The 22157-nt window shown below is 56.6% G+C and carries 25 protein-coding genes; 13 read left to right on the top strand and 12 right to left on the bottom strand.

The annotated features are described in order from the left end of the window. Positions 1-67 precede the first annotated feature (67 nt). Positions 68-895 (top strand): AraC family transcriptional regulator, encoded by an 828-nt coding sequence (locus tag VF694_RS01270; RefSeq protein ID WP_003799594.1) that lies wholly within the window; start codon positions 68-70, stop codon positions 893-895. On the opposite strand, the gene VF694_RS01265 is transcribed toward VF694_RS01270, so the two are convergent. Beyond that, positions 844-1596: a glutamine amidotransferase gene (locus VF694_RS01265; protein ID WP_003799596.1), complete on the bottom strand. Its 753-nt coding sequence runs from the start codon at positions 1594-1596 to the stop codon at positions 844-846. The two genes, VF694_RS01270 and VF694_RS01265, sit on opposite strands and share 52 nt — an antisense overlap. Further along, complete coding sequence (crcB, locus tag VF694_RS01260; RefSeq protein WP_003799599.1) at positions 1593-1979, bottom strand: fluoride efflux transporter CrcB; 387 nt, start codon at positions 1977-1979, stop codon at positions 1593-1595. Before crcB ends, VF694_RS01265 begins: the two co-directional genes overlap by 4 nt. 201 nt (positions 1980-2180) lie before the next feature. On the opposite strand from crcB, the gene VF694_RS01255 reads away from it, so the two are divergent. The 3 genes from VF694_RS01255 (at position 2181) to VF694_RS01245 (ending at position 4960) form a co-directional block, all read left to right on the top strand. Further along, positions 2181-3833, top strand: a complete 1653-nt coding sequence (locus VF694_RS01255) for an acyl-CoA synthetase (RefSeq protein WP_003799601.1) — start codon at positions 2181-2183, stop codon at positions 3831-3833. A gap of 74 nt (positions 3834-3907) precedes the next feature. Beyond that, positions 3908-4393, top strand: coding sequence for a YajQ family cyclic di-GMP-binding protein (locus VF694_RS01250; RefSeq protein WP_003799603.1), 486 nt, complete (start codon positions 3908-3910; stop codon positions 4391-4393). A 48-nt stretch (positions 4394-4441) separates the two neighbouring features. Continuing rightward, positions 4442-4960, top strand: coding sequence for a GNAT family N-acetyltransferase (locus VF694_RS01245; RefSeq protein WP_237714391.1), 519 nt, complete (start codon positions 4442-4444; stop codon positions 4958-4960). Positions 4961-5005: 45 nt separating this feature from the next. Here VF694_RS01245 and VF694_RS01240 read toward each other — a convergent pair whose 3' ends face one another. The 7 genes from VF694_RS01240 to VF694_RS01210 form a co-directional block, all read right to left on the bottom strand. Next, the gene (locus tag VF694_RS01240) at positions 5006-6262 is read right to left on the bottom strand and encodes a Zn-dependent hydrolase (RefSeq protein ID WP_440163552.1); all 1257 of its coding nucleotides are present in this window, start codon (positions 6260-6262) and stop codon (positions 5006-5008) included. 2 nt (positions 6263-6264) lie between these two features. Then, a complete protein-coding gene (cysK, locus tag VF694_RS01235) occupies positions 6265-7257 on the bottom strand; it encodes a cysteine synthase A (protein WP_003799608.1) in 993 nt (330 codons plus the stop codon). 14 nt (positions 7258-7271) lie between these two features. Further along, positions 7272-8180 carry a DMT family transporter gene (locus tag VF694_RS01230; RefSeq protein ID WP_003799609.1) on the bottom strand — a complete coding sequence of 303 codons (909 nt, stop codon included), beginning with the start codon at positions 8178-8180 and terminating at the stop codon, positions 7272-7274. Further along, positions 8173-8919 carry a YqcI/YcgG family protein gene (locus tag VF694_RS01225; protein WP_165477513.1) on the bottom strand — a complete coding sequence of 249 codons (747 nt, stop codon included), beginning with the start codon at positions 8917-8919 and terminating at the stop codon, positions 8173-8175. Before VF694_RS01225 ends, VF694_RS01230 begins: the two co-directional genes overlap by 8 nt. Positions 8920-8953: 34 nt before the next feature. Continuing rightward, positions 8954-9754, bottom strand: coding sequence for an arginase family protein (locus VF694_RS01220; RefSeq protein ID WP_003799611.1), 801 nt, complete (start codon positions 9752-9754; stop codon positions 8954-8956). Between the two features lie 342 nt (positions 9755-10096). Beyond that, positions 10097-10858: an ABC transporter permease gene (locus VF694_RS01215; RefSeq protein WP_003799612.1), complete on the bottom strand. Its 762-nt coding sequence runs from the start codon at positions 10856-10858 to the stop codon at positions 10097-10099. Next, a complete protein-coding gene (locus VF694_RS01210) occupies positions 10855-11799 on the bottom strand; it encodes an ABC transporter ATP-binding protein (RefSeq protein ID WP_003799613.1) in 945 nt (314 codons plus the stop codon). Before VF694_RS01210 ends, VF694_RS01215 begins: the two co-directional genes overlap by 4 nt. 61 nt (positions 11800-11860) lie before the next feature. Between VF694_RS01210 and tadA the strand changes: the two genes are divergently transcribed. The 6 genes from tadA to VF694_RS01180 all read left to right on the top strand — a co-directional run bounded on the left by tadA (position 11861) and on the right by VF694_RS01180 (position 16711). Continuing rightward, complete coding sequence (tadA, locus tag VF694_RS01205; protein WP_051010390.1) at positions 11861-12409, top strand: tRNA adenosine(34) deaminase TadA; 549 nt, start codon at positions 11861-11863, stop codon at positions 12407-12409. 40 nt (positions 12410-12449) lie between these two features. Continuing rightward, a complete protein-coding gene (locus tag VF694_RS01200) occupies positions 12450-13412 on the top strand; it encodes an LD-carboxypeptidase (RefSeq protein ID WP_059317570.1) in 963 nt (320 codons plus the stop codon). Positions 13413-13475: 63 nt separating this feature from the next. Continuing rightward, entirely contained in the window at positions 13476-15074 is a 1599-nt protein-coding gene (locus VF694_RS01195; RefSeq protein ID WP_003799616.1) for an ABC-F family ATPase, read from the top strand. Between the two features lie 8 nt (positions 15075-15082). Next, complete coding sequence (locus VF694_RS01190) at positions 15083-15679, top strand: IMPACT family protein (RefSeq protein ID WP_003799618.1); 597 nt, start codon at positions 15083-15085, stop codon at positions 15677-15679. A 201-nt stretch (positions 15680-15880) separates the two neighbouring features. Next, a complete protein-coding gene (locus VF694_RS01185) occupies positions 15881-16423 on the top strand; it encodes a peroxiredoxin family protein (RefSeq protein ID WP_440163547.1) in 543 nt (180 codons plus the stop codon). Positions 16424-16447: 24 nt separating this feature from the next. Further along, positions 16448-16711 (top strand): DUF2024 family protein, encoded by a 264-nt coding sequence (locus VF694_RS01180; RefSeq protein ID WP_003799622.1) that lies wholly within the window; start codon positions 16448-16450, stop codon positions 16709-16711. Positions 16712-16773: 62 nt separating this feature from the next. On the opposite strand, the gene trxA is transcribed toward VF694_RS01180, so the two are convergent. Further along, the gene (trxA, locus tag VF694_RS01175; RefSeq protein ID WP_039943056.1) at positions 16774-17154 is read right to left on the bottom strand and encodes a thioredoxin; all 381 of its coding nucleotides are present in this window, start codon (positions 17152-17154) and stop codon (positions 16774-16776) included. A gap of 120 nt (positions 17155-17274) precedes the next feature. Beyond that, on the bottom strand, positions 17275-18567 hold the full coding sequence (locus VF694_RS01170) for an NCS2 family permease (protein ID WP_440163545.1): 1293 nt from the start codon (positions 18565-18567) through the stop codon (positions 17275-17277). Positions 18568-18754: 187 nt separating this feature from the next. Here VF694_RS01170 and tsaD point away from each other — a divergent pair, with 187 nt between their 5' ends. Further along, the gene (gene tsaD / locus VF694_RS01165) at positions 18755-19813 is read left to right on the top strand and encodes a tRNA (adenosine(37)-N6)-threonylcarbamoyltransferase complex transferase subunit TsaD (RefSeq protein ID WP_426345070.1); all 1059 of its coding nucleotides are present in this window, start codon (positions 18755-18757) and stop codon (positions 19811-19813) included. A gap of 3 nt (positions 19814-19816) precedes the next feature. Here the strand turns inward: tsaD and plsY are convergent, their stop codons facing one another. After that, positions 19817-20458, bottom strand: a complete 642-nt coding sequence (plsY, locus tag VF694_RS01160; RefSeq protein WP_440163543.1) for a glycerol-3-phosphate 1-O-acyltransferase PlsY — start codon at positions 20456-20458, stop codon at positions 19817-19819. A gap of 115 nt (positions 20459-20573) precedes the next feature. Between plsY and surE the strand changes: the two genes are divergently transcribed. Continuing rightward, positions 20574-21314 (top strand): 5'/3'-nucleotidase SurE, encoded by a 741-nt coding sequence (gene surE, locus VF694_RS01155; protein WP_003799631.1) that lies wholly within the window; start codon positions 20574-20576, stop codon positions 21312-21314. Further along, a complete protein-coding gene (locus tag VF694_RS01150; RefSeq protein WP_003799633.1) occupies positions 21311-22135 on the top strand; it encodes a protein-L-isoaspartate(D-aspartate) O-methyltransferase in 825 nt (274 codons plus the stop codon). Before surE ends, VF694_RS01150 begins: the two co-directional genes overlap by 4 nt. Positions 22136-22157 lie beyond the last annotated feature (22 nt).

Below are 22157 nucleotides of genomic sequence, written 5' to 3'. Positions count from 1 at the left end.
AAAGGCTTGCGTTATGAAAGGCCTCACTTTACCGTAGACTTTTTTGGGTGTTTATCGCTAAACGGATATGGATTATCGACAAACGGACATTCTGCAACCCGCCGAGCGGATTCCAGAGAGTTTGCAGCAGCTGCGGTATCTGCCCAGACCACTCTATGGTCAGGAACGTACCTTGCCCAATCAGGCCATTGCGCGCCCGCATCGTCATCCTTGGGTGCAATTCTCTTATGCGCTGACCGGTGTGATTGAGGTGCGCACGGCCAGTGGGCGCTTCATGGCACCGCCCCAGCAGGCGGTCTGGGTGCCAGCAGGCGTCGAGCATGGGGTACGCAGTTCACCCGATGCCCAGATTCGCAGTCTTTATATTGATGTCAGCGCCTTGCCGCAGGCACCCCTTGCGTGTCGGGTGGTGGCGGTGGACCGCTTATTGCGGGAATTGATTCGCGAGTTTAGTTTATTGCCGGTCCTGTATGAGCGAGAGGGGGCGCAAGGGCGTTTGGTACAGGTCCTGCTCGATCGCCTGTTGGCCGCCCCTGAAAGCGGTCTGATTCTGCCCTGGCCATCGGACTCACGCTTGTTGCAGGTCTGTGAGCAGCTTCAGGCTCAGCCAGCGGTCGATTGGAGTTTGCACGAGCTGGCTGAGCAGCAAGGTTTGTCAGAAAAAACGCTAAGCCGTCTATTCCGGCAACAAACTGGTTTGACTTTTCGGGTGTGGCGCCAGCGCCTGCGCGTCATGAGCGCCTTGCCCTTGTTAGAGCGCCACGAGCGCGTGACTGATGTAGCCTTGGCCTGTGGCTACGAAAGCATGTCGGCTTTTGTGGCGGCATTTAGAGACTTGATGGGTCAAACGCCAGGCGAGTTTTTCCGTCGCCCCTTGGGCCCGCTGGATGAGTAAGTCCGTACAAAATGACAGAGCAGGCGGTGGGCGTCGGGCGTGTCCTGGATCGGGTCGGCCAGTGCCTGTGGGTCGATGCCTTGTGCTCTCCAGAAGTCGGCCTTGCGCAAGACACAGTAGCGCAGCAAGCCGGCGAAAAATTCGGGGTGAAACTGGACCGACCATTGCGATGGGCCATAACGCAGGATTTGATGAGGGTCCTGCGCGGAACGACCCAGCACTTCTACGTGATCGGGCAGGCTCAGCACACTTTGTTGATGGGTGAGCAAGGCAGGAAATTGCATGGGCAGGTCTGCCAGCAGTTCATGGTGTTGCGCCTGCTCTGAGAGCTGGACAGGTAAATAGCCCACCTCAGCGCCTTTTGGAGCGTAATCGACGCGTCCACCCAAGGCATGAGCCATCAGTTGATGACCGTAACAAATGCCCAGCAGAGGCATTTGAGTCTGATAACGCTCACGAATCCAGGCGGCCAGGTTCTCGCTCCAGTCAAGACGATCAGTGACCATGTTCCAGGAACCGCTGATCACCACAGGGTCCGGGCAGTCTGCAGCGGGCAAGGCTTTATCCTGATGCACACGCCAGGTACGGATGTTGACCGGCAGTGTTTGCAGTGCACGTTTGAACCAGGCGTTCTGATTGCCAAAGCGCTGCTCAACATCCGGCGGAGGTGAACCGGCCTGAAGAAAATGGACGTCCATCATGCTTGCCCTCGAAACAGGCTCCACGTGACCATGCCCAAGCCCAGCATCAGTAAAGAACCGATGACATGCACGGCAATGCCGCCCAGTGCCCACAGATAGCGCTGCTGCATCATTAAGGTCATGATCTCGGCAGAGAAGGTGGAAAAGGTAGTCAGGCCACCCAGAAAGCCGGTCATGACAAACATGCGCCAGCCTTCGTGACCCAGTCCCCACTGGTTGAAACAGGCCATGGCGATGCCCATCAAATAGCCGCCGATCAAGTTGGCCAGCAAGGTGCCTGGTGGCAAGGTGGGGAACAGGGTGTTGAGTGCCTGACTGAGGAACCAGCGTGCCAGCGCGCCCAGGGCGCCGCCGGCGGCAATATAAAGCATGGCTACGGGCATGAAAGGCCTTCGGGTAGGGGGGGCAAACTGTCAGCGAGCAGTCAGCCGATCGCGATATATACCTTAGATAGCGTGTCATTATGCTCTTGTACAGCTGAAAAGGCGACCTTGCCCAAAGCGCTGTGTCCAGCTAATGTAAGAGCGCAATTATCAGACGGACCACCGTGAATTTCGGTTAGACCGCCCTTTTTTGGAGACTTTGTGGTGAGTATTTACGATCAGGATTTGCCCCAGACAGACGCCAACTATCGTGTTTTGTCGCCGCTGGATTTCATCGAGCGCAGTGCTTTTGTCTACCCTGACTACCCGGCTCTGGTTTACGGGCCCGCCCAAGACGGTATCAAGATGAGCTGGTCGCAACTGTATGCCCGCACCCGTCAGTTGGGCAGCGCGTTGTCCAAGGCCGGCATCGGCAAGGGCGATACCGTGGCCGTGATGCTTCCCAACACGCCTCCCATGGTGCAGGCACATTTCGGCGTACCCATGTGTGGTGCCGTTTTGAATACGCTCAATACCCGTCTGGATGCCAGTACCATCGCCTATATGCTCGATCATGGTGAAGCACGGGCCGTGCTGGTCGACAGCGAGTTTGCCGCCGTCATGAAGGAAGCCTTGAGCCTGCGTGAGAGCAAAGCGCCCATCCTGGTCATTGATGTGGTGGACCCCTATTTCGACCAAGGGGCCGAAGGGATCGGTTCGCAAACTTATGAAGCGTTTGTGGATGGTGGAGATCCAGATTACGATTGGCAACTGCCGGCCAACGAGTGGGACGCGATTGCCCTGAATTACACCAGTGGCACAACGGGCAAGCCAAAAGGCGTGGTCTATCATCATCGGGGGGCGTATCTGGGGGCGCTGTCCAACGTGCTGGAGTGGGACATGCCCAAGCATGCCGTTTACTTGTGGACCTTGCCCATGTTCCATTGCAATGGCTGGACTTTCCCTTGGGTGATCGCGGCTCGTGCCGGTGTGAATGTCTGTTTGCGTAAAGTGGAAGCGCAGGCCATGGTCGACAATATGGTCGATTACGGTGTTACCCATTACTGTGGCGCGCCCATCGTGCACTCCTTGCTGGTCAATGCCGATGAAACCCTGAAGTCTCGTTTGCCCAAAGGCGTGTCCGCCATGGTGGCGGGTGCGGCTCCACCGGCCACCATGATCGAGGGCATGGAGCGCATGGGTTTTGCGCTGACCCATGTGTATGGGCTGACCGAAACCTACGGTCCGGCGTCCGTCTGTGCGCAGCACGCTCCCTGGAATGAGCTGGGCATCCAGGAGCGCGCGCAGCGCAACGCCCGACAGGGGGTGCGTTATCACCTGCAAGGGGCGGTCAAGGTTCTGGACCCGCAAACCATGCAGCCGGTTCCGGCAGACGGTCAGACCATGGGTGAGATCATGTTCCGCGGCAATATCACCATGAAGGGGTATCTGAAAAACCCCGAGGCTACCCAGGAATCCCTGGGAGCGGGGTGGTTTCATACTGGCGATCTGGCGGTGTGTGAACCCGATGGCTATGTGCGCATCAAGGATCGTAGCAAGGACATCATCATTTCCGGGGGCGAGAATATTTCCTCCATTGAAATTGAGGATGTCATGTACCGGCATCCGGCGGTGCAGGCGGCGGCCGTCGTTGCCCAGCCCGACGAGCGCTGGGGCGAAGCGCCGCATGTCTATGTCGAACTGCGCCCTGGCGCCCAGGTCACGGTCGAGGAGTTGCGCGCGCATTGCCGGCAACACCTGGCTGGCTTTAAAATACCGCGATATTTCAGTTTTATGGAATTGCCCAAAACGGCAACCGGTAAAATACAGAAATTCGCGCTGCGTCAGCAGGCCAAGCAAGTCGCTTCGGACTGAGGCCGGCGTTATTTAAAAAGCACACAGGTCGCTTCGGGCGGCCTGTAGGCACTTATGGAACAGGACGGTTAGGAATGCCATCTTTTGACGTTGTATCCGAGGTCAACACGCACGAGCTGCGTAACGCAGTCGAACAGGCCAGCCGCGAGCTGGCCACCCGTTTTGACTTCAAAGGTACGGATGCCAAATTTGAACTTGAGGATGAAACCACGATTTTGCAGTCGGCTCCCAGCGTTTTTCAGCTCGAGCAGATGATGCAGATTCTGCGTGGCCGTATTGCCGCCCGTGGCATTGATGTGCGCTGTCTGGAAACCGAGAAGGTGCTGGAGAATGTGGCAGGTGCGCGTCAGAAAGTGAAGGTGCGTCAGGGGCTGGATCAGCCTACGTCCAAGAAGCTGATTGCCGCCATCAAGAATGCCAAACTTAAGGTGGAGACCCAGATTCAAGGCGAGAAGCTGCGCGTTACCGGCAAAAAGCGGGATGATTTGCAGGCGGCCATCGCTTTGTTGAAGCAGACCGATGTGGAACTGCCCTTGCAGTACGATAACTTCCGCGATTAAACCGAGTGAATTGGCACGGTGGTGATGTTGGGCCGCCGTGTAGCTGTTATGACCTTACAGATTGAGTTAATGCGTTTGCACGACCTGGACCAGGTGCTGGACGTTCAGGCCGATGTGTATGACGCAGATATTCTGGAAGACCGCCACTTTTATCAGAACCGTCTGGATCTGTCCCCCGAGAGTTGTTGGGTAGCACGTGACCGGGACGGTCAATTGCAGGGGTATCTGGTGTCTTATCCCTGGGCAGGGCTGTTACCTCCCTCGCTGGGAGACACGCTTGAAGAGTTGCCTTCGCTGGCCGATCAATGGTTCGTTCACGATTGTGCCGTGCGACGCCATGGACAGGGCCGTGGCATTGCAGGGGCGCTGCTGCGTACCGGCCGGCAGTATGCGCGGCAACGGGGGTTGCGTCGGGGTAGTTTGGTGTCGTTGGGGCCGTCGGTCGGCTATTGGCTCAAACGGGGGTATCAGCCTGTACAGGGCATGGAGCCCGCGGTCCTGGAAAACAAGCTTCGGCAATATGGGCAGCAAGCACGCTTTATGCATTGCTTGCTGCCTTTGGACTGAGCGGCCTGGAGGAGCCGGTCGGGCGGTGAAGCCCGTGGGGGCACCTTAGGTATTGGCCAGTTGCAGGGCGGTTTGCAGCAGGACATTGGCTCCCGCCTGCGCCCATTCCGGGGAAATCGCTTCCGATTCGTTATGGGAGACGCCGCCGACACAAGGACAAAAGATCATGGCGGTGGGCGCCACACGGGCAATCCAGGTGGCGTCGTGTCCGGCGCCCGACGTGATATCCATGTGTGGATAGTTCATGTCCTCAGCAGCCTGGCGAATGATTCCCGTCATGCCAGCATCAAATTCGACAGGATCGTAGTGGCCTATTTTTTCAATGGAGAAGGCCACGCCATGGGCATGACTGATCTCGCGGATTTTGTCCCTGACCAAAGTGCAGATCCGGTCGAATTTATGTTTGTCTGCCGCCCGTATATCGATGGTGAAGATGACTTTGGCGGGCAGAACGTTGCGGGAGTTGGGATAGACCTTGATCTGCCCCACGGAGCCGGCTGCATTGGGCTGATGGGCCATGGCAATGTGGTCGACCGCATCGATAATGCGTGCCATCGCCAAACCGGCGTTAGCGCGCATGGTCATGGGAGTGGAGCCGGTGTGAGCTGAACGTCCCGTCAAGGTCACCTCCAGCCAGGATTGGCCCTGACAGTGCGTGACCACCCCCACCGTTTTGTGCTGAGCCTCCAGAATGGGGCCCTGCTCGATGTGGTATTCCAGATAGGCGTGCATCGTGCGTTTGCCCACAGGTTCTGACCCTAGCCAGCCCAGACGCGTCAGTTCCTGGCCAAGCGTGATGCCCGCCTGGTCTTTCAGGCCATGTGCATACTCCAAGGAATAGACCCCTGCAAAGACGGCTGAGGCGAGCATGGAGGGGGCGAAGCGGGAGCCTTCCTCGTTGGTCCAGTTGCTGATGACGATCGGGCGTTGAGTACTGATGCCATGATCATTAAGGGTGCGTACTACTTCCAGACCGCTTAATACGCCCAGGACGCCATCGTATTTCCCGCCCGTCGGTTGGGTATCCAGATGAGAACCAATATAGATGCCAGCTGCCTGCGGGTCGCTGCCGGGCCGACTCGCAAAGAGGGTACCCATTTGATCGACCGTAACGGACAGACCGGCCTGTTGACACCACTCTACGAACAGCTTGCGTCCTTTATCGTCTTCGTCGGTCAGGGCTTGTCGATTGCAGCCTCCAGCAATGCCTGGGCCGGTTTCGGCCATTTTTTCCAGTGAGTCCCACAGTCTGTCAATATTGATGCGGACTGTTTCGGTGTTGGCGCTCAAGGCGGTGCTCATGATCAGGCCTCGCTGTTTTCAAGGGTTTGCAGGGCCGATTCCCAGTATCGGATGCCAGGGTCGGTTTCCAGCTGACCCAGCTCATTGAACAGTTCGGTGCTGAGATAGCGCTCGCCGGTATCGGGAGCCATAGCCAGGATGACACTGCCAGGTGCCGCAGATTGAGCCAGTCGCATTGCTGTCGCAATGGTGGCGCCCGCCGAAATGCCCACCAGAATTCCTTCCTTGGCGGCCATGAGCCGGGCGGTTTCCAGGGCTTGTTGCCCAGTGATCGTTACCAGCGAATCGATGACATCGCGATCGAGCAAGCTGGGGACAAAATCCGGCGTCCAGCCCTGGATCTGATGGACTTCCCAGTGACCTTTAGCCAGGATCTGGGCGTTCTCGGGCTCGGCCACGACAATGTTGATGTCTGGTCGAGCCAGCTTCAGCATTTGCCCCACGCCGGTCAGCGTTCCGCTGGTTCCAAAACCCGTCACCAGATAGTCCAGTCGTTTGCCGGCGAAGTTACTGAGAATCTCGGAGGCGGTCGTCATGCGGTGATAACTGGGATTGGCTGGGTTTTCAAATTGCCGGGGCCGGAACCAGCCATTTTCTAGGGCCAGCTCATCCGCGATTTTATTGCCGCCGCTGCTGCCCAGATGCCCCGGAATCAGAATGACCTCGCCGCCCAGCGCCCGAATCAGTTTGCGGCGTTCCATTGAATAGTTATCCCCCATGACGGCGATGAACTTGTAGCAGCGTGCGGCGGCCACCATGGCAAGCGCGATCCCGACATTGCCCGAGGTGCATTCGATGATGGTGTCTCCGGGCTTGAGCTCACCCTTGGCCTCCGCGTCCAGGATGACCGACAGGGCCAGCCGGTCCTTCACCGACCCACCCGGGTTGAACGATTCAAGTTTGACGAAAAGCTCAACCCCTTCGGGGGCGGTGTTGTTGAGTTTGACGATGGGCGTGTTGCCGATCGTGTCCAGAATGGAATGATGGATTGTCATAGGGATGAGAGGGTTTATTGTGTTTCTTGACGGCTGAATAATTTGAAGGGGAACTTCAAATTCTGCGTGGAGGCATAGCTGCTCAGGAAAATCATGAAAATCCCGGCAATTTGGAAACCGTTCAGGCTTTGATCGTAGAACTGATAGTCAATGAAGATGGCGACGGCCGGGTAGATGAACGTCATGATGGCAATGGTGCTGGCCGGCAGTTTTTTATAGGACGAGTACATCAAGACATAGGTCAAGCAGGTGTGCACCAGGCCGAGCGTGACCAGACAGGCCCATTGAGTCGGGGTGATCGTTCCCACAGTCTGTAGTTCGGCAAAGGGGAAAAGCACGAAAATTCCTACCACCAGCTGTATCAGGGTGACGATAAACGGCGAAATCTGAGACAGGAACTTGACGAGGACGGCGGACAAGGCCCATAACACGGCAGCGGAAAGAGCCAGCAGTGTTCCCCATAGTTGGGCGAAGGACAGCGAGTCGTAGGTCTGGGCAAGATCGGCGACCAGCGCTACCCCTACAAACGCAATAAGCATCCAGAACAGTTTGGATTTTTCGGTCTTTTCCTTGAAGATGACCGACCAGATGATCAAAAAGAAAAAGGGCTGGGTGTGGTAGATCGTGGTGGAGGTCGAAATGGAGGCGACCTTGAAGGACTCGAACAGCAAAGCCCAGTTAAAGACCAGGAATATGCCGCTGGCAATAATGAGCATCAGGTTTCGGGCCGTAAGCTGGCTATCGCTGAATTTCTTGCTCGCCAGGCAGTAGATCAGCAGAAAAACCGAGCCCAGCAGGCATCGATAAAAGACGACGTTGTAGGCATTTTGACCCGATTCGATAACGAACAGGCCCACTGTGCCCATCATGATCATGGCGAGCAAGAGCTCTATCAGGCCTTTGTTTTTGTCATTGTTAGGCAAAATTTTCTCCCGTTTTTTTCTGTGTGAAAGGGCAGATGGCCGGACGCGGTACCTGCGGTTCTGAAAGTTGGTATTGTTTCCACTCCAGATTCTCGACGGTGCCGTAGGAACCGAGTTCCACCGGTCTGAAACCCTGGTTGTAGTCGGCGACCCGGTCCCTGATCCGTGTACGGGTGGCTTGGCCATCGGGTGTTTGCCCATTGGCAACCAGATCAAAGTTTCGGCGTGCATTGATCACGAATACAAGATGAGAGCCCAGGTTTCGGTTTTGCAGTTGAATGTGCTCCGGAGAGCTCATATTGATAAAGTATTCAATCCCGCAGAAACAAAAGCTCCAGCTGGCGTCATCGGGGTTGCGAGAGACGCTGTCCGGCCAAGGGGAGGGATCATGGCGATGCGCGTGATTGAGTGCTTCCCAACCATGGGCCAGCAGGCTGTGGCCATCGTGAAAATCCGGCGAGAAAACCACGAGCAAGGGATTGAACAGCCGCTCGCTTTCAGGGGTGGTGATGATGAACTCGGAATACGACTTCAGGCCCTGAATAAAATCCTCATACTCGTTGCCGGGTGATCCTTTATGACAGAACACCAGATAGAGGGACTGGATTTTCCATGCTTTCAGACTGAAGATGCAGGGGAAATCGGGATTTTGTATTTTTTGCTCGATTTCATTCCATGCTGTGTTTTCCCACGCCTGCATTGACGGCAGCTTCTCGTGCAGATCCTGCTGTGAAATCAACATTCTCTCCTCCCGGGGCGGTGTGACAGCAAGACTAGTTCAGTAAGTCAGTGACGAGGGTTTCAATATTGTTTAGCCACGGCTGGTTGTCGTCGTCCTGCGCGCTGAACTCGGCCAGCTCCAGACCTTTGACCTGATCAATCGGCAGGGCACGGAAAATGGCGCGCAATTGCTCCAGGGTGATTCCACCCTTGACTTTGTATTCGGCGGGCACGTTGCCGGGTTCCAGCACATCCCAATCCACGTGAATCCAGATTGGCGAGTCCCCAATCAGCGGAAGAATCGTCTCGGGCTTTACGTGGGCGGGTGGGATGACGCGAACGCGGTGCTGCTCCAGCAGGATCTGCTCGGCAGCGTCGATATCATGGGCGCCGACGATAATCACGTTCTCGGGAGGGATGGTGGCATCCAGCTCGGCGTCCCAGACTCCACAGACGGCGCTGACCACCATGCCACCCAGATATCCCGAATCGCTGCTGGTAGGGGTGTTGAAGTCGCCGTGGCCATCAAACCAAAGCAGCTTGATATCAGGATATTTTTTTACGACTTCAGGAATGGTGGCCAGGCTGGTGGGACAGGTGCTGGTGGTCAGGATGACCCGCTTGTTCTTGCTGAGCTCCTGGCTGAGGGCAGCGGCCATTTTTTCCAAGTGTGGACGGGCTTTATCCAGACTTTCGGGCCATTTGTCTTTTTCAGCCGGGCTGAGCTGACCGACTGTAATTTCTTTTTTGCCCAGTAAGGCCGCAAGATGCTGTGCTGTATAGCGGGAGCCTGCCAAGGTATTGTCAGTGCGGTCCGCAACACGGCCTTGCGAGCATAACAAGCTGATATCCATGAGGATCTATTCCGAAAAATCGTTGAAATGACTTTTCGATAGTATTTAGGCTTGTTATTACTGTCAATATTGTCCTGTGTCAAAAAAACAGGCTATATAAACACTTGATTTTTCTAGACTGATGGAAAAAATTTTAGCGTTATCAAGTGCGTTAATTATTGTTAATGGGCTAATAATTTACGGTATTTTCTCAGGATTCGACTTTCTTAATACTTGCTTAGCCGATTTTTGAGTTTCTATATATTTTTTTTGTATTGCCAGCGCCCGAAAAGTAGGTTTTATCGTGCCTGCCAGGACAGGCAGGCACCGGATTTTTCCCCTAGTAGCGTTGAGGCCGGTCTGTCAGGGGCGGAGTCGGTAGCCGGTCTTGAATATCCAGGCCGCTACGCCTAGAAAAAGGCTTAAAAACAGCAGTGTCATGCCCAGGCTGAGCCAGACATTGACGTCGGCCAGATCAAAAAAACTCCAGCGAAAACCGCTGATCAGGTACAGGACCGGGTTGAGCAAGGTCAGCTTTTGCCAAAATGGGGGCAGCATGTCGATGGCGTAGAAGGTGCCGCCCAAAAAGGTAAGGGGAGTCAGGATCAGCATGGGCACAAATTGCAGCTTTTCAAAGTTGTCGGCCCATATGCCGATAATAAAGCCCAGCAGGCTGAAGGTCAGGGCGGTGAGCACCAGAAAGGCCAGCATCCAGACCGGATGGGCAATTTCATAAGGGACGAAGAGCCGCGCGGTGATCAGGATGATGGCGGCCAGAAACAGCGATTTGGTGGCCGCAGCGCCGACAAAGGCCAGGGTAATCTCAAAATGGGAGATGGGGGCCGACAGGATCTCGTAAATATTGCGGGTAAAGCGCGGAAAGTAAATGCCGAAGGCTGCGTTCGAGACGCTGTGGGTCAGCACGGACAGCATGGTGAGCCCGGGCACGATAAATGCGCCATAAGAGATGCCGCCAATCTCATTGATGCGATGGCCAATGGCCGCACCAAACACCACAAAATACAAGGCAGTCGAGATCACGGGCGCCACAATGCTTTGCAGCAGGGTGCGACGGGTGCGTGACATTTCGTAGCGATAAATGGCCAGGATGGCGTACCAGTTCATGACTGTGCCCCTACAAACTCAACGTAAATATCTTCCAGACTGCGCTCCCGGGTGTGGATGTCGGTAATTCGCAAGCCGGCCTGTCCCACTGCCGCCAACAGGGCGCTCAAATCATGGTCCTGCTCGCGATTGGCCAAGGGGTATAACAAACTCATGCCATCAGCGGCCGCTTGCAGACCCAGGCCGGCCAAGGAGGCGGGCAGGGCGACCAACTGCTCAGCCAGATTCAGGAGCAGTGTTTTGCCGCCCAGGCGACGCATCAACTTGTCTTTGGTTTCCACCAATTGCAGCGAGCCTTTATTGATAAAACCGATACGGTCGGCCATCTCCTGTGCCTCTTCAATGTAATGCGTAGTCAAAATAATGGTGACGCCCTGGCTGCGCAGTCGTTTGACCAGGGCCCACATGCCTTGGCGCAAAGCCACATCCACGCCAGCGGTGGGTTCATCCAGAAAGAGGATTTCAGGTTCGTGCGAGAGCGCCTTGGCGATCAGGACGCGCCGTTTCATGCCGCCCGACAAGGTAATCAGGGGACTGTCTTTTTTGTCCCACAAGGACAAGTCTTTCAGAATCTGCTCAATCAGAGCCGGATCGGGCGCTTTGCCAAACAGGCCCCGGCTAAAGTTGACCGTGTTCCAGACCGTCTCGAACGAGTCCGCGCTAAGCTCTTGTGGCACCAGGCCAATTTTCTGGCGGGCGCGTTTGTAGTCGCTCACATTGTCGGCGCCATCGACCTGCACGGTGCCGCTGCTGCGATTGACCAATCCGCAGATAATGCTGATGAGGGTGGTTTTGCCCGCACCGTTGGCGCCGAGCAAGGCAAAAATCTCGCCTCGCCAGATATCCAGATCCAATGAGTGCAGGGCTTGATGCCCGTTTGCGTATTGTTTGCTCAGGCCTCGGACACGCAAAATAGCGTGAGAATCGGGAGTGTTGCGCATAGACAGTAAAATGCCCCTTTTGCTGGGCTGAGAGGGTTTGAATAACGCAATGGATATGACGATGCCAACTAGCTTACCACCGCAAACGCAGAGTGAGGTTTTGAGTGATGCCCAGGCCATGGCTTTGGCCCTGGAGCAGGCGCGGCAGGCAGCGAGCCTGGGAGAGGTGCCGGTCGGTGCAGTCTTGCTGGATGCAGACGGCAGACTTTTGTCCGTGGGTGCCAATCGCACTGTCTGCGATCATGATCCCACCCAGCATGCCGAGATCGTGGCTCTGCGGGCGGCAACGCGTAAAGTGGGTAATTACCGCCTGCCCGGAGCGAGCTTGTTCGTGACCCTGGAACCTTGCATGATGTGCCTGGGCGCTTTGATGCATGCGCGCCTGTCACGGGTGGTGTGGGCGGCGGCTGATCCCAAGACCGGGGTGTGCGGCAGCGTGGAGTCCTTGCATTTGCATCCCACGCTTAATCATCACACCCGGGTGACAGGTGGGCTGATGGCCGACGAGGCCGCTCAGGCTTTGCGCGACTTCTTTCGCCAACGGCGCGAGCTAAAGAAGTTGCAAAAGCAGGGTCAGCAAGGCCAATCCTTGGTGGATGGCGCACCGTAGTCTGGCTAAAATAACAAACACTTTATTATCAAGGTTAATCATGAGCAGCCCCGAGCACGACCCTCACCATCATCACCACGAGCATGGCCAATGCCAGTGTGGGCAGCCGGACAGCTCGGGCATCTACCTGTTTTCGCCCTCTGGGCACCTCATGGAACCCCAACGGCTGGAGCTGGCCAGTCAACGACTGAAGCAACAGGGTTTTGCCGTGGATATCGACCCCGATGCCCTGGCCGTCCACGAACGCTTTGCCGGCACGGACGCTCAGCGTCTGGCCGCCGTGCAGCGCTCCTTGCAGCAGCCTCAGCCCATTGTGATGGCCACGCGAGGTGGCTACGGCCTGAGCCGCATATTGGGTCAGATCGATTGGCGTGCGGTGGCTGATAGTGGCAAGCGTTTTGTGGGCATGTCGGATTTCACGGCCTTCAATTTAGCGCTGCTTGCCCAGACCGGCGCCATCAGCTACACCGGGCCTACTGCGATTGCGGATTTTGGCGGAGAGGAAACGGATGAACTGACCACCGAGCTCTTTGGTGAGTTGATGCGTGGCGAGTTGGAGTTGTTCAGTTTTGAGTCCGAGGATTCGGATGCGGTCGACGGTCACGGTGTGCTGTGGGGCGGCAATCTGGCCCTGGTTTGCTCCTTGCTGGGCACCCCGTATTTCCCGCAGGTGGATGGCGGAATCCTGTTTCTCGAAGATGTGGGCGAAGCTCCGTACCGGGTCGAGCGCATGTTGACACAGCTTTGGCATGCCGGCGTGCTGAACCGTCAAATGGCGGTGGTGTTGGGTCGTTTCACTGCCTACAAGACAGGAGCTTCGGATAACGGCTTCGAGATGGAGTCGGTGGTGCGCTGGTTGCGTGAAACCGTCAAGGTTCCGGTCGTAACGGGACTACCTTATGGCCATGTGGAGGTCAAGGTTAGTCTGCCTATTGGGCAGGAAGTGGGTCTGGCCACCGAGGATGGCATGGCTTATCTGGTCCTCGATGAGCACGAGCACTAACGGATTTCGCGCCTGCTTGATACACTAGTGGGTTGAACTCAACCTTTTTCAAAGTACGTTTACGTGATCTCCACCGCTAATTTAACGATCCAGTTTGGTGCCAAGCCTTTATTTGAAAACGTCAGTGTCAAACTGGGCGGAGGCAACCGCTACGGCCTGATCGGTGCCAATGGATCGGGCAAGTCTACCTTCATGAAAATCATTGGCGGCGACCTGGAGCCAAGTGGGGGTAATGTATCGCTGGACCCCGGCGTGCGTCTGGGTAAGTTGCGTCAGGACCAGTTTGCCTACGAAGACCAGCGGGTGCTGGATGTCGTCATGATGGGCCACACCGAGATGTGGAACACCATGCAAGAGCGTGATGCCATCTACGACAATCCGGAAGCCACTGAAGAAGACTATATGAAGGCCGCCGAGCTGGAGGCCCGTTTTGCCGAGTACGACGGCTATACCGCCGAGAGCCGGGCCGGTGAATTGCTGATGGGCCTGGAAATTCCGGTCGAACAGCATCAACTGCCCATGAGCGAAATTGCGCCGGGCTGGAAACTGCGCGTGCTGCTGGCTCAGGCCCTGTTCTCCAATCCCGATATCCTGCTGCTGGACGAACCGACCAACAACCTGGATATCAACACCATCCGCTGGCTGGAAGATGTGCTCAACGGCTATCAGAGCACCATGATTATCATTAGCCACGATCGTCACTTCCTGAACCAGGTCTGCACCCACATGGCCGACCTGGACTACGGCGAGCTGCGTGTCTATCCCGGCAACTACGACGATTACATGCTGGCTTCGGTGCAGTCGCGCGAGCGTGTGCTGGCAGCCAATTCCAAGGCCAAGGAACGCATAGGGGAACTGCAGGACTTTGTGCGTCGTTTTGCGGCCAACAAGTCCAAATCCCGCCAGGCTACCTCGCGTCTGAAGCAGATTGGTCGTCTCAAGGCGGACACGATCGAGGTCAAGCCCTCATCGCGCCAAAACCCGTTTATTCGTTTTGAGCAGAAAAAAGTCTTGCACCGCCTGGCGGTGACGGTCGAGGGTTTGAGCAAATCCTATGACCATCCCGTCATCAAGAATTTTTCTGCCATGATTGAAGCGGGCGAGAAAATCGCGATTGTGGGTGCGAACGGCGTGGGTAAGACGACCCTGTTGCGCTTGTTGGCCGGCGATCTGGCCCCCGACAGTGGTTCGGTGGTCTGGTCCGAAAATGCCGATATCGGTTATATGGCGCAGGACGTCTCGGATGAGTTCGATACGGACGACAATGTATTTGACTGGATCAGTCAGTTCCGTCAGGCCGGCGACGATGATCAGTCTTTGCGCTCCGTACTGGGCCGCATGCTATTTTCAGCCGACGACATCATCAAGCCTGTGAAAGTACTGTCCGGTGGCGAGAAAAACCGCATGACCTTCTCCCGCCTGATGTTGGGCCGTCACAATGTCATGTTGCTGGATGAACCGACTAACCACCTGGACATGGAATCGATCGAATCCTTGCAGATGGCCCTGGAAAAGTTTGAAGGCACCCTGATTTTCGTGTCCCATGACCGTGAGTTCGTCTCCGGTGTGGCAACCCGCATTATCGAAGTGATGCCCGAAGGCCGTCTGGTGGATTACCGCGGCGGCTATGAAGACTACCTGGCCAGTCGCGAACAGGACTGAGGCTAGGGGTGGCGGTCTTTACCCTGCGTGAGCCCACCAGCTTCGAACAGGACATCAAAAAAAGCCGTTTTCTGGCTTTGGCTGCGCCTGTCGACAGTGCCAGCCAAGCCTTGGCCTTCTTTCAGGCCAGGGGTGTGCCCGATGCCACGCATAATTGCTGGGCCTACAAGATCGGGTCTGAATACCGCTTTAACGATGATGGCGAACCCGGCGGCACAGCCGGGCGTCCCATTTTGCAAGCGATAGAAGGCCAGGATTGCGACCGCGTCGCGGTGCTGGTCATTCGCTGGTTTGGGGGCGTCAAGCTGGGCACGGGTGGCCTGGTGCGTGCCTATGGCGGCGTCGCCGCTCAATGTTTGCGTCTTGCTGACAAGCAGGAACTGATTCCCATGGCCGCCTTGCGCTGCCGCTGTTCATTTGCCGATCTGGCCCTGGTGCAATCCCGTTTCGACAGTTTTGGCGTTCAGGTTCAGGACGAGCAGTTCGATGCAGAAGGCGTGCGCTGGCTATTGAATCTGCCGCTCGGGCATCAAGCAGACTTTCAGCAAGCCTTTATCAATATGACGCGCGGCCAAGGTGAATGCGAGCCTGTCGAACAGGCATAAATGATCGCTTTACGGCAGACTGGCTCTGGTCTGTTGTCGCTAGAGCGTCTGCTGCGGTTTTCTGGACGAAAAGGTATCTTTTCCAGACGATTGTCTCTCTGTGCCGTCCAGTCTGTGGCCATACTACCTCTCTGTGATTCCTTTTACGTCCTTATCCGGCCAGTGGGTTCGATTGGGTCCAGTCTGCATTGGGGGTACGTCATGACTTATGAAATCCATGCCAGCCAGTGGTTTAACACCTCGGCACCTTTAAGCCTGGCGTCCTTGCGGGGCCGGGTAGTGGTCGTCACCGCCTTTCAGATGCTTTGCCCTGGTTGCGTCATCAACAGCCTGCCACAAGCCAGAAAACTCGATACTCTGTTTTCGCGTGATGATCTGCGCGTCATCGGTTTGCATAGCGTGTTCGAGCACCTCGATGTGATGGGGCCTGCCGCTTTGCAGGCTTTTGTTCACGAGTACCGTTTGAATTTTCCCATCGCCATTGACCAGCCCTCAGACACCGGCCCCTTGCCGCGTACCATGAAGGCATGGGGTTTGGGGGGGACGCCCTCAACGATCATCTTTGATCGAGACGGCAAGCTGGCGTTGAAAGAGCTGGGGCATCTGGATGATTTACGTCTGGGGGCCTTTGTCGGTCAGCTGATTGCCCGAAATACTCCTGTACAGGATAAGAAAGGGGAGGAGGCACAAGCGGTCGCGGACAAGAATGGTTCTGCATCTTGCGGGCCGACGTGTACCTACTGAGTTTTTTGCTGAAAAGGGTTTGTCATGAAGATTGCGGTGTTTGATACCTATGTGGTGCGCCCTGATGGGCGTCGCATGCACTTTGATATTTTGGTCAGTGACGACGCCAAGGATATGGACAAGGTGTTAAGTTATGGCCAGCGTTATCTGGCGGCCAAAGGGGTGAATGTGGAGACTTTCACCTCGCGTGAATGCCGTTTTTGCCATACGGAAATCGCTTCGGCGCCGGTAGAGAACGAAATCAAACGGCGGGGCTTTGCCATCATTGAGCTGGAGAACTGCGAGTAGGCTTGCTGCAGACAAAAAAACGCCAGACTGCATGTCTGGCGTTTTTCTTGTTGGGAAGCCGATCAGGCTTGATCAGGCTCTTGGTTTTGCTGGGCGGCAATTTCAGCGTGGACCTTTTCCATGTCCACCGCCTTGACTTGTTCGACCAGGTCGTCCAGCTGGGCCGCCGACAGGGCGCCGGCCTGCGAGAACAGCAGAACGCGCTCGCGAAACACCATCAAGGTGGGAATGGAGCGGATACGCAGGCCCGCGGCCAGCTCCTGCTCTTCCTCGGTGTTGACCTTGGCAAACGTGACATCCGGGTGCTTGGCCGCTGCCGCGTCAAAGACGGGGGCAAATTGGCGGCATGGACCGCACCAGGGCGCCCAGAAGTCGATAATCAGTGGCTTGCCGTCTTCCACGGCGGCCTGGAATGTTTCTTCGTTCAGTTCGACGATGCTCATGGGGGAGCCTCCGCAATAAAAAAGCGGCTGATGGTGTTCAGCCGCTTCGTTAAACATGCGATCAGTGTACTCGTTTTCCAGACAGCCCTAAAGCGCCAGACGAATTTGCTGTAAGGTTTTTCATTCCGTAGCGATTGCGTACTTGATCACAAACAAGATGGCAACAATCAGCGTGGCCAGGTGAATACTGCGCCACCGGCCCGTGCTCAGCTTCAGGATCACATAGCTGATAAAGCCAAAGGCCAGACCATTGGCAATGGAGTAGGTGAACGGCATGGTCAAGGCGGCCAGCGCAGCAGGCACAGCCTCGGTCATGTCATCCCATTTCACTTCGGTAATTTCGCGCATCATCAAGCACGCTACGTACAGCAAGGCGGGGGCGGTGGCGTAACCGGGAACGGTCGCGGCCAGCGGCGAGAAGAACAGCGCCAGCAGGAACAGTACGCCAATGGTCAAGGCCGTCAGGCCCGTGCGGCCGCCGGCCTGCACGCCTGAGGCGCTCTCGACATACGCGGTGGTGCTGCTGGTGCCGAGCATGGAGCCGGCCACAATGGCGGTACTGTCAGCGAGCAGGGCGCGGCCCAGACGGTTGGGTTTGCCTTCTTCGATCAGACGGGCACGTTTGGCAACCCCGATCATGGTGCCGGTAGCGTCAAATACCTCAACCAGAACCAGCACCAGAATCACGTGAACAAAACCCGTGTGCAGGGCGCCCATGATGTCCAGCTGCATGAAGGTGGGCATGAGCGACGGAGGCGCGGAGACCACGCCGCCAAACTCGCTATGACCAGTCAGCATGGACAGAATGGTCACAGCTAGAATACCGATCAGGATCGCACCGCGTACCATCAGTGCATCCAGGGCAGCAATGATAAAGAAGCCCAGAATCGCGTACAGGGCCGCGGGCTGGGTCAGATCACCCAGACCAATCTTGGTCGCGGGGTGGGCGACGACGATGCCCGAGTTCATCAGGGCGATCAGGCCCAGGAACATGCCGATACCGGCGGCAATCGCGCTTTGCAGGGATTTCGGGATGCCCCGGATCAGCCATGACCGGATGCCAGTCACCGTCAGGATCAGGAAGATGACACCCGAGATAAACACGGCGCCCAGTGCCTGTTGCCAGCTATAGCCCAGGGTTGCGACCACAGTGAACGCAAAAAAGGCGTTCAGGCCCATGCCCGGTGCCATGCCGATGGGCCAGTTCGCGACAAAGGCCATAATGAAGGTGCCCAGAGCGGCGGCCAGGCAGGTCGCTACAAAGATGGCATTGCGATCCATCCCGGTGGACGACAGGATGTCTGGGTTCACAAAAATGATGTAGGACATGGTCAGGAAGGTAGTAATACCTGCCAGGACCTCGGTGCGAACGTTGGTGCCGTGCTCAGCGAGTTTGAAGAGACGTTCAAACATGGGCAGCCTCCTTGTGATTATTAGGCGATCGGAGCGTGAGTGTATCGATGCGGGATTTTAACCACGAGTGTGCCACTGCGTCCCCCCCTTTTATGCGATGTATCGGCACAACCCCGATACTATCGGCTGGTTTCAAGGAAGGGATAAATTCCTGTTTTCCCCAATACAGCAGGCTAAAATAAGTGCCATGAATATTCTTGGATTTGAAAGTTCCTGCGATGAAACCGGCGTGGCGCTGGTCAGTACGGAACAGGGCCTGTTGGCCCATGCCTTGCACAGCCAGATTGCCATGCATCGTGAATACGGTGGTGTGGTGCCTGAGCTGGCCTCTCGCGATCATATCCGCCGCGTCCTGCCCTTGACTCGTCAGGTCCTGGCCTCCTGTCAGATGCAACTCGATCAGGTCGATGCCATTGCCTACACCGCCGGTCCCGGGCTGGCGGGCGCCTTGTTGGTCGGGGCCAGCGTGGCGCAGTCGATTGCCTGGTCACTGAAAAAACCCACCATTGCCATCCATCACCTGGAAGGCCATTTGCTCTCGCCGCTTCTGGCAGAACCGCGACCGGAATTTCCGTTCGTGGCCTTGCTGGTGTCGGGCGGGCATACGCAACTGATGCGCGTCGACGGGGTGGGGCAGTATGAGCTGCTGGGCGAAACGCTGGACGACGCGGCTGGTGAAGCCTTTGATAAAAGCGCCAAGCTGATGGGTTTGGGCTATCCCGGTGGGCCAGCCTTGTCGCGCCTGGCCGAGCAAGGCGATGCCACGGTGTACGAGCTGCCGCGGCCCATGTTGCACAGCAAAGAGCTGGACTTCAGCTTTAGTGGCCTGAAAACTGCCGTGCTGACTCGTTTGCGCAAGCTGGAGGCGCAGGAGGGAGGGGTAACGCAACAGCAACGTGCAGATCTGGCTGCTGGCACCGAAGCGGCCATCGTGGATGTATTGGCGGCCAAGGCGATCAAGGCCTTGAAGCAAACTGGTCTGAAGCGCTTGGTGGTGGCCGGAGGGGTGGGCGCCAACCGTCATTTGCGCGGCTATTTGCAAAAGGCCGTGGCGCGTCTGAAGGGCGAGGTATTTTTTCCGCCCTTGGAGTTTTGTACCGATAACGGGGCCATGATTGCTTTTGCGGCGGCGATGCGGGTCAAGCATGGCCTGGCCCGCCTGGACGATAGTCAGCATGGCTTTGCCATCCGACCTCGCTGGGATCTGGCCTGCGTCAATCAGTCCGTGTCCCAGCTGAAGCCCTGAAGATTACTTCTTTTTGGCGCCGATCTTGCTTTCTTTGCCGGTCATCAGGCGACGGATGTTTTCCTGGTGACGCCACAGTAAAAAGGCACTGATCAGGACCAGAGCGGTGGCAATGGAAGTATTCATGGGCCAGACGACCTTGGCGCCGAGCAGGTAATACAAAGGGGCGAAGATCGCGCTGACCAGGGCGGCCAGCGAAGAGTAGCGGCTGACATAGGCGATGATCAGCCAGGTGAGGGCGGTGGCCAGCGCCATCCAGGGCAGCAGCGCTAAAATGACCCCCAGTGCGGTGGCCACACCTTTGCCGCCTTTGAATCCCAGAAAGACCGGGTACAGGTGACCTAGAAAGGCACAAAAGGCACTGATTCCCAGCAAGGCAGGCGCCCAGCCCCAATTGCTGATGGCTTGTTGGGTCAGAAAGACAGCCAGCCAGCCCTTGAACGCGTCGCCCAGCAAGGTCAGAATGGCTGCTTTTTTATTGCCGCTACGTAGTACATTAGTGGCTCCCGGATTTTTCGAACCAAAGGTGCGCGGGTCCTGCAAGCCCATGATCTTGCTCACGATGACGGCAAACGGCAAGGAGCCGAGCAAATAGGACAAGAGAGCGACCAGCGGGGCGGCCACGGCAAAAGAAACGGCGTTCATGAGGATCGAGCTCCACAATTATTGTTGCGCGGATTCTACCGGCCTTGCAGCAAAATACCAAAGGCAGCGGGTACAATTTGTTGCCCCTGTTAGATTTTTAACGGAAAAGTAAAGCATGCGTATTCTGGTCTCCAATGATGATGGCTACACGGCAGCCGGTATCGAGGCTTTGTATGAAGCTTTGCAAGGACTGGGCGAGCTCACTGTCATTGCACCCGAGACCAATTGCAGCGGTGCCAGCAATTCCCTGACGTTGAATCGTCCCTTGTCGCTGCGCCAGGCCAACAATGGTTTTTATTTTGTCAATGGTACACCGTCCGATTGTGTCCACGTGGCCCTGACCGGCTTGCTGGATTTTCGTCCTGATCTGATTGTGTCCGGCATCAATAATGGCGCCAATATGGGTGATGACACCTTGTATTCGGGTACGGTTGCCGCAGCGATGGAAGGCCATCTGTTCGGTATTCCCGCCATCGCTTTTTCCCTGATCGAGCGCGGCTGGAAGAATCTGGACAGTGCTGCCCGCGTGGCGCGCGATTTGGTCGAGCGCTGCCAGCAGCGTCCTTTGGCGGCCAATACCTTGCTGAACGTGAATATTCCGTGTCTGCCTTATGAGGCGCTCAAGGGCATGCAGGTGACCCGTCTTGGCAAGCGGCATCCCTCGGAGCCGGTAGTCAAGAGTCAGACGCCCTATGGAGAGCCGGTCTATTGGATTGGTCGCGTTGGCGGGGTATCCGATAGTGAGCAGGGAACAGATTTTGGTGCTGTCGAGCAAGGGGCCGTTTCTATTACTCCCTTGCGTGCCGACTTGACTCATCACGAGCAGCTGGCGGGTTTGCGGGACTGGGTGCAATGACAAGTAAGCCAGGCAAGCGCTATCCTTTTGCGGACGGAACACGCAACCGGTTTGGAAAATCCAGCCTGGGCAGTGGTCTGTCGGCCACCAACAGCAATACCCGTATTGTGCAGCGCGGTCAGTTACAACCCGCACCGACGGTGGTGTTGTCTGCACAAGTGTCAACAAGTGTCAATCTGGGTTTGAACTCGGAACGCTCGCGTGGCATGATGATCGAGCGCTTGCGCCGACAGGGTATCACTGATGAACGGGTGCTGGCCGCCATGCAGGCGGTGCCGCGCCATCAGTTTGTCGATCAGGGTCTGGCCAGTCGGGCCTACGAAGATGACGCCCTGCCTATCGGCTTTGCGCAGACCATCTCTCAGCCGTGGGTCGTGGCCCACATGATCAGCCTGGTATGCGACCATAAAATACCGAGTAAAGTGCTGGAAGTGGGGGCCGGGTGTGGTTATCAGGCCGCTGTTTTGGCACAATTAGTAAAAGAAGTGTATGCCGTAGAACGCATCAAAGGCCTGTGCGATCTGGCGCGTGACCACATGCGCCAACTGGGCCTGTCGCAACGGGCACGCATAATGTTTGGTGACGGAATGCAAGGTTACCCGGCGGCGGCGCCATATGATGCTATTGTTGTGGCGGCAGCCGGCCCGGTCATTCCGAGAAGCCTGCTGGAACAATTAACAGTGGGGGGGCGACTGATCGCTCCCGAAGGTACGACACAACAGCGCCTGGTTTTGGTGGAACGCACCGGACAGGCTGCTTGGCGTCGTGAAGAACTTGATGCGGTTCGCTTCGTGCCGATGCGAGCCGGAACCCAGATTTAGTCAGATATTCTCAGGAGATTTA

Source organism: Alcaligenes sp. Lyrl_28 (assembly GCF_051948705.1).
In the GTDB taxonomy this organism is placed as follows: Bacteria; Pseudomonadota; Gammaproteobacteria; order Burkholderiales; family Burkholderiaceae_B; genus Alcaligenes; species Alcaligenes ammonioxydans.
The sequence above is the reverse complement of the archived record's forward strand: the minus strand, read 5'-3'. Positions and strand labels throughout refer to the sequence as shown.

What these genes read in the sequence shown, in the direction of transcription:
- VF694_RS01215 (WP_003799612.1), bottom strand. Translation starts at nt 10,858, where the DNA reads ATGAACTGGTACGCCATCCTGGCCATTTATCGCTACGAAATGTCACGC.
- VF694_RS01220 (WP_003799611.1), bottom strand. Translation starts at nt 9,754, where the DNA reads ATGGATATCAGCTTGTTATGCTCGCAAGGCCGTGTTGCGGACCGCACT.
- VF694_RS01180 (WP_003799622.1), top strand. Translation starts at nt 16,448, where the DNA reads ATGAAGATTGCGGTGTTTGATACCTATGTGGTGCGCCCTGATGGGCGT.
- VF694_RS01185 (WP_440163547.1), top strand. Translation starts at nt 15,881, where the DNA reads ATGACTTATGAAATCCATGCCAGCCAGTGGTTTAACACCTCGGCACCT.
- VF694_RS01200 (WP_059317570.1), top strand. Translation starts at nt 12,450, where the DNA reads ATGAGCAGCCCCGAGCACGACCCTCACCATCATCACCACGAGCATGGC.
- tadA (WP_051010390.1), top strand. Translation starts at nt 11,861, where the DNA reads ATGCCAACTAGCTTACCACCGCAAACGCAGAGTGAGGTTTTGAGTGAT.
- tsaD (WP_426345070.1), top strand. Translation starts at nt 18,755, where the DNA reads ATGAATATTCTTGGATTTGAAAGTTCCTGCGATGAAACCGGCGTGGCG.
- crcB (WP_003799599.1), bottom strand. Translation starts at nt 1,979, where the DNA reads ATGCCCGTAGCCATGCTTTATATTGCCGCCGGCGGCGCCCTGGGCGCG.
- VF694_RS01150 (WP_003799633.1), top strand. Translation starts at nt 21,311, where the DNA reads ATGACAAGTAAGCCAGGCAAGCGCTATCCTTTTGCGGACGGAACACGC.
- VF694_RS01265 (WP_003799596.1), bottom strand. Translation starts at nt 1,596, where the DNA reads ATGATGGACGTCCATTTTCTTCAGGCCGGTTCACCTCCGCCGGATGTT.
- VF694_RS01170 (WP_440163545.1), bottom strand. Translation starts at nt 18,567, where the DNA reads ATGTTTGAACGTCTCTTCAAACTCGCTGAGCACGGCACCAACGTTCGC.
- VF694_RS01270 (WP_003799594.1), top strand. Translation starts at nt 68, where the DNA reads ATGGATTATCGACAAACGGACATTCTGCAACCCGCCGAGCGGATTCCA.
- VF694_RS01240 (WP_440163552.1), bottom strand. Translation starts at nt 6,262, where the DNA reads ATGAGCACCGCCTTGAGCGCCAACACCGAAACAGTCCGCATCAATATT.
- VF694_RS01210 (WP_003799613.1), bottom strand. Translation starts at nt 11,799, where the DNA reads ATGCGCAACACTCCCGATTCTCACGCTATTTTGCGTGTCCGAGGCCTG.
- plsY (WP_440163543.1), bottom strand. Translation starts at nt 20,458, where the DNA reads ATGAACGCCGTTTCTTTTGCCGTGGCCGCCCCGCTGGTCGCTCTCTTG.
- VF694_RS01250 (WP_003799603.1), top strand. Translation starts at nt 3,908, where the DNA reads ATGCCATCTTTTGACGTTGTATCCGAGGTCAACACGCACGAGCTGCGT.
- surE (WP_003799631.1), top strand. Translation starts at nt 20,574, where the DNA reads ATGCGTATTCTGGTCTCCAATGATGATGGCTACACGGCAGCCGGTATC.
- trxA (WP_039943056.1), bottom strand. Translation starts at nt 17,154, where the DNA reads ATGAGCATCGTCGAACTGAACGAAGAAACATTCCAGGCCGCCGTGGAA.
- VF694_RS01245 (WP_237714391.1), top strand. Translation starts at nt 4,442, where the DNA reads ATGACCTTACAGATTGAGTTAATGCGTTTGCACGACCTGGACCAGGTG.
- cysK (WP_003799608.1), bottom strand. Translation starts at nt 7,257, where the DNA reads ATGACAATCCATCATTCCATTCTGGACACGATCGGCAACACGCCCATC.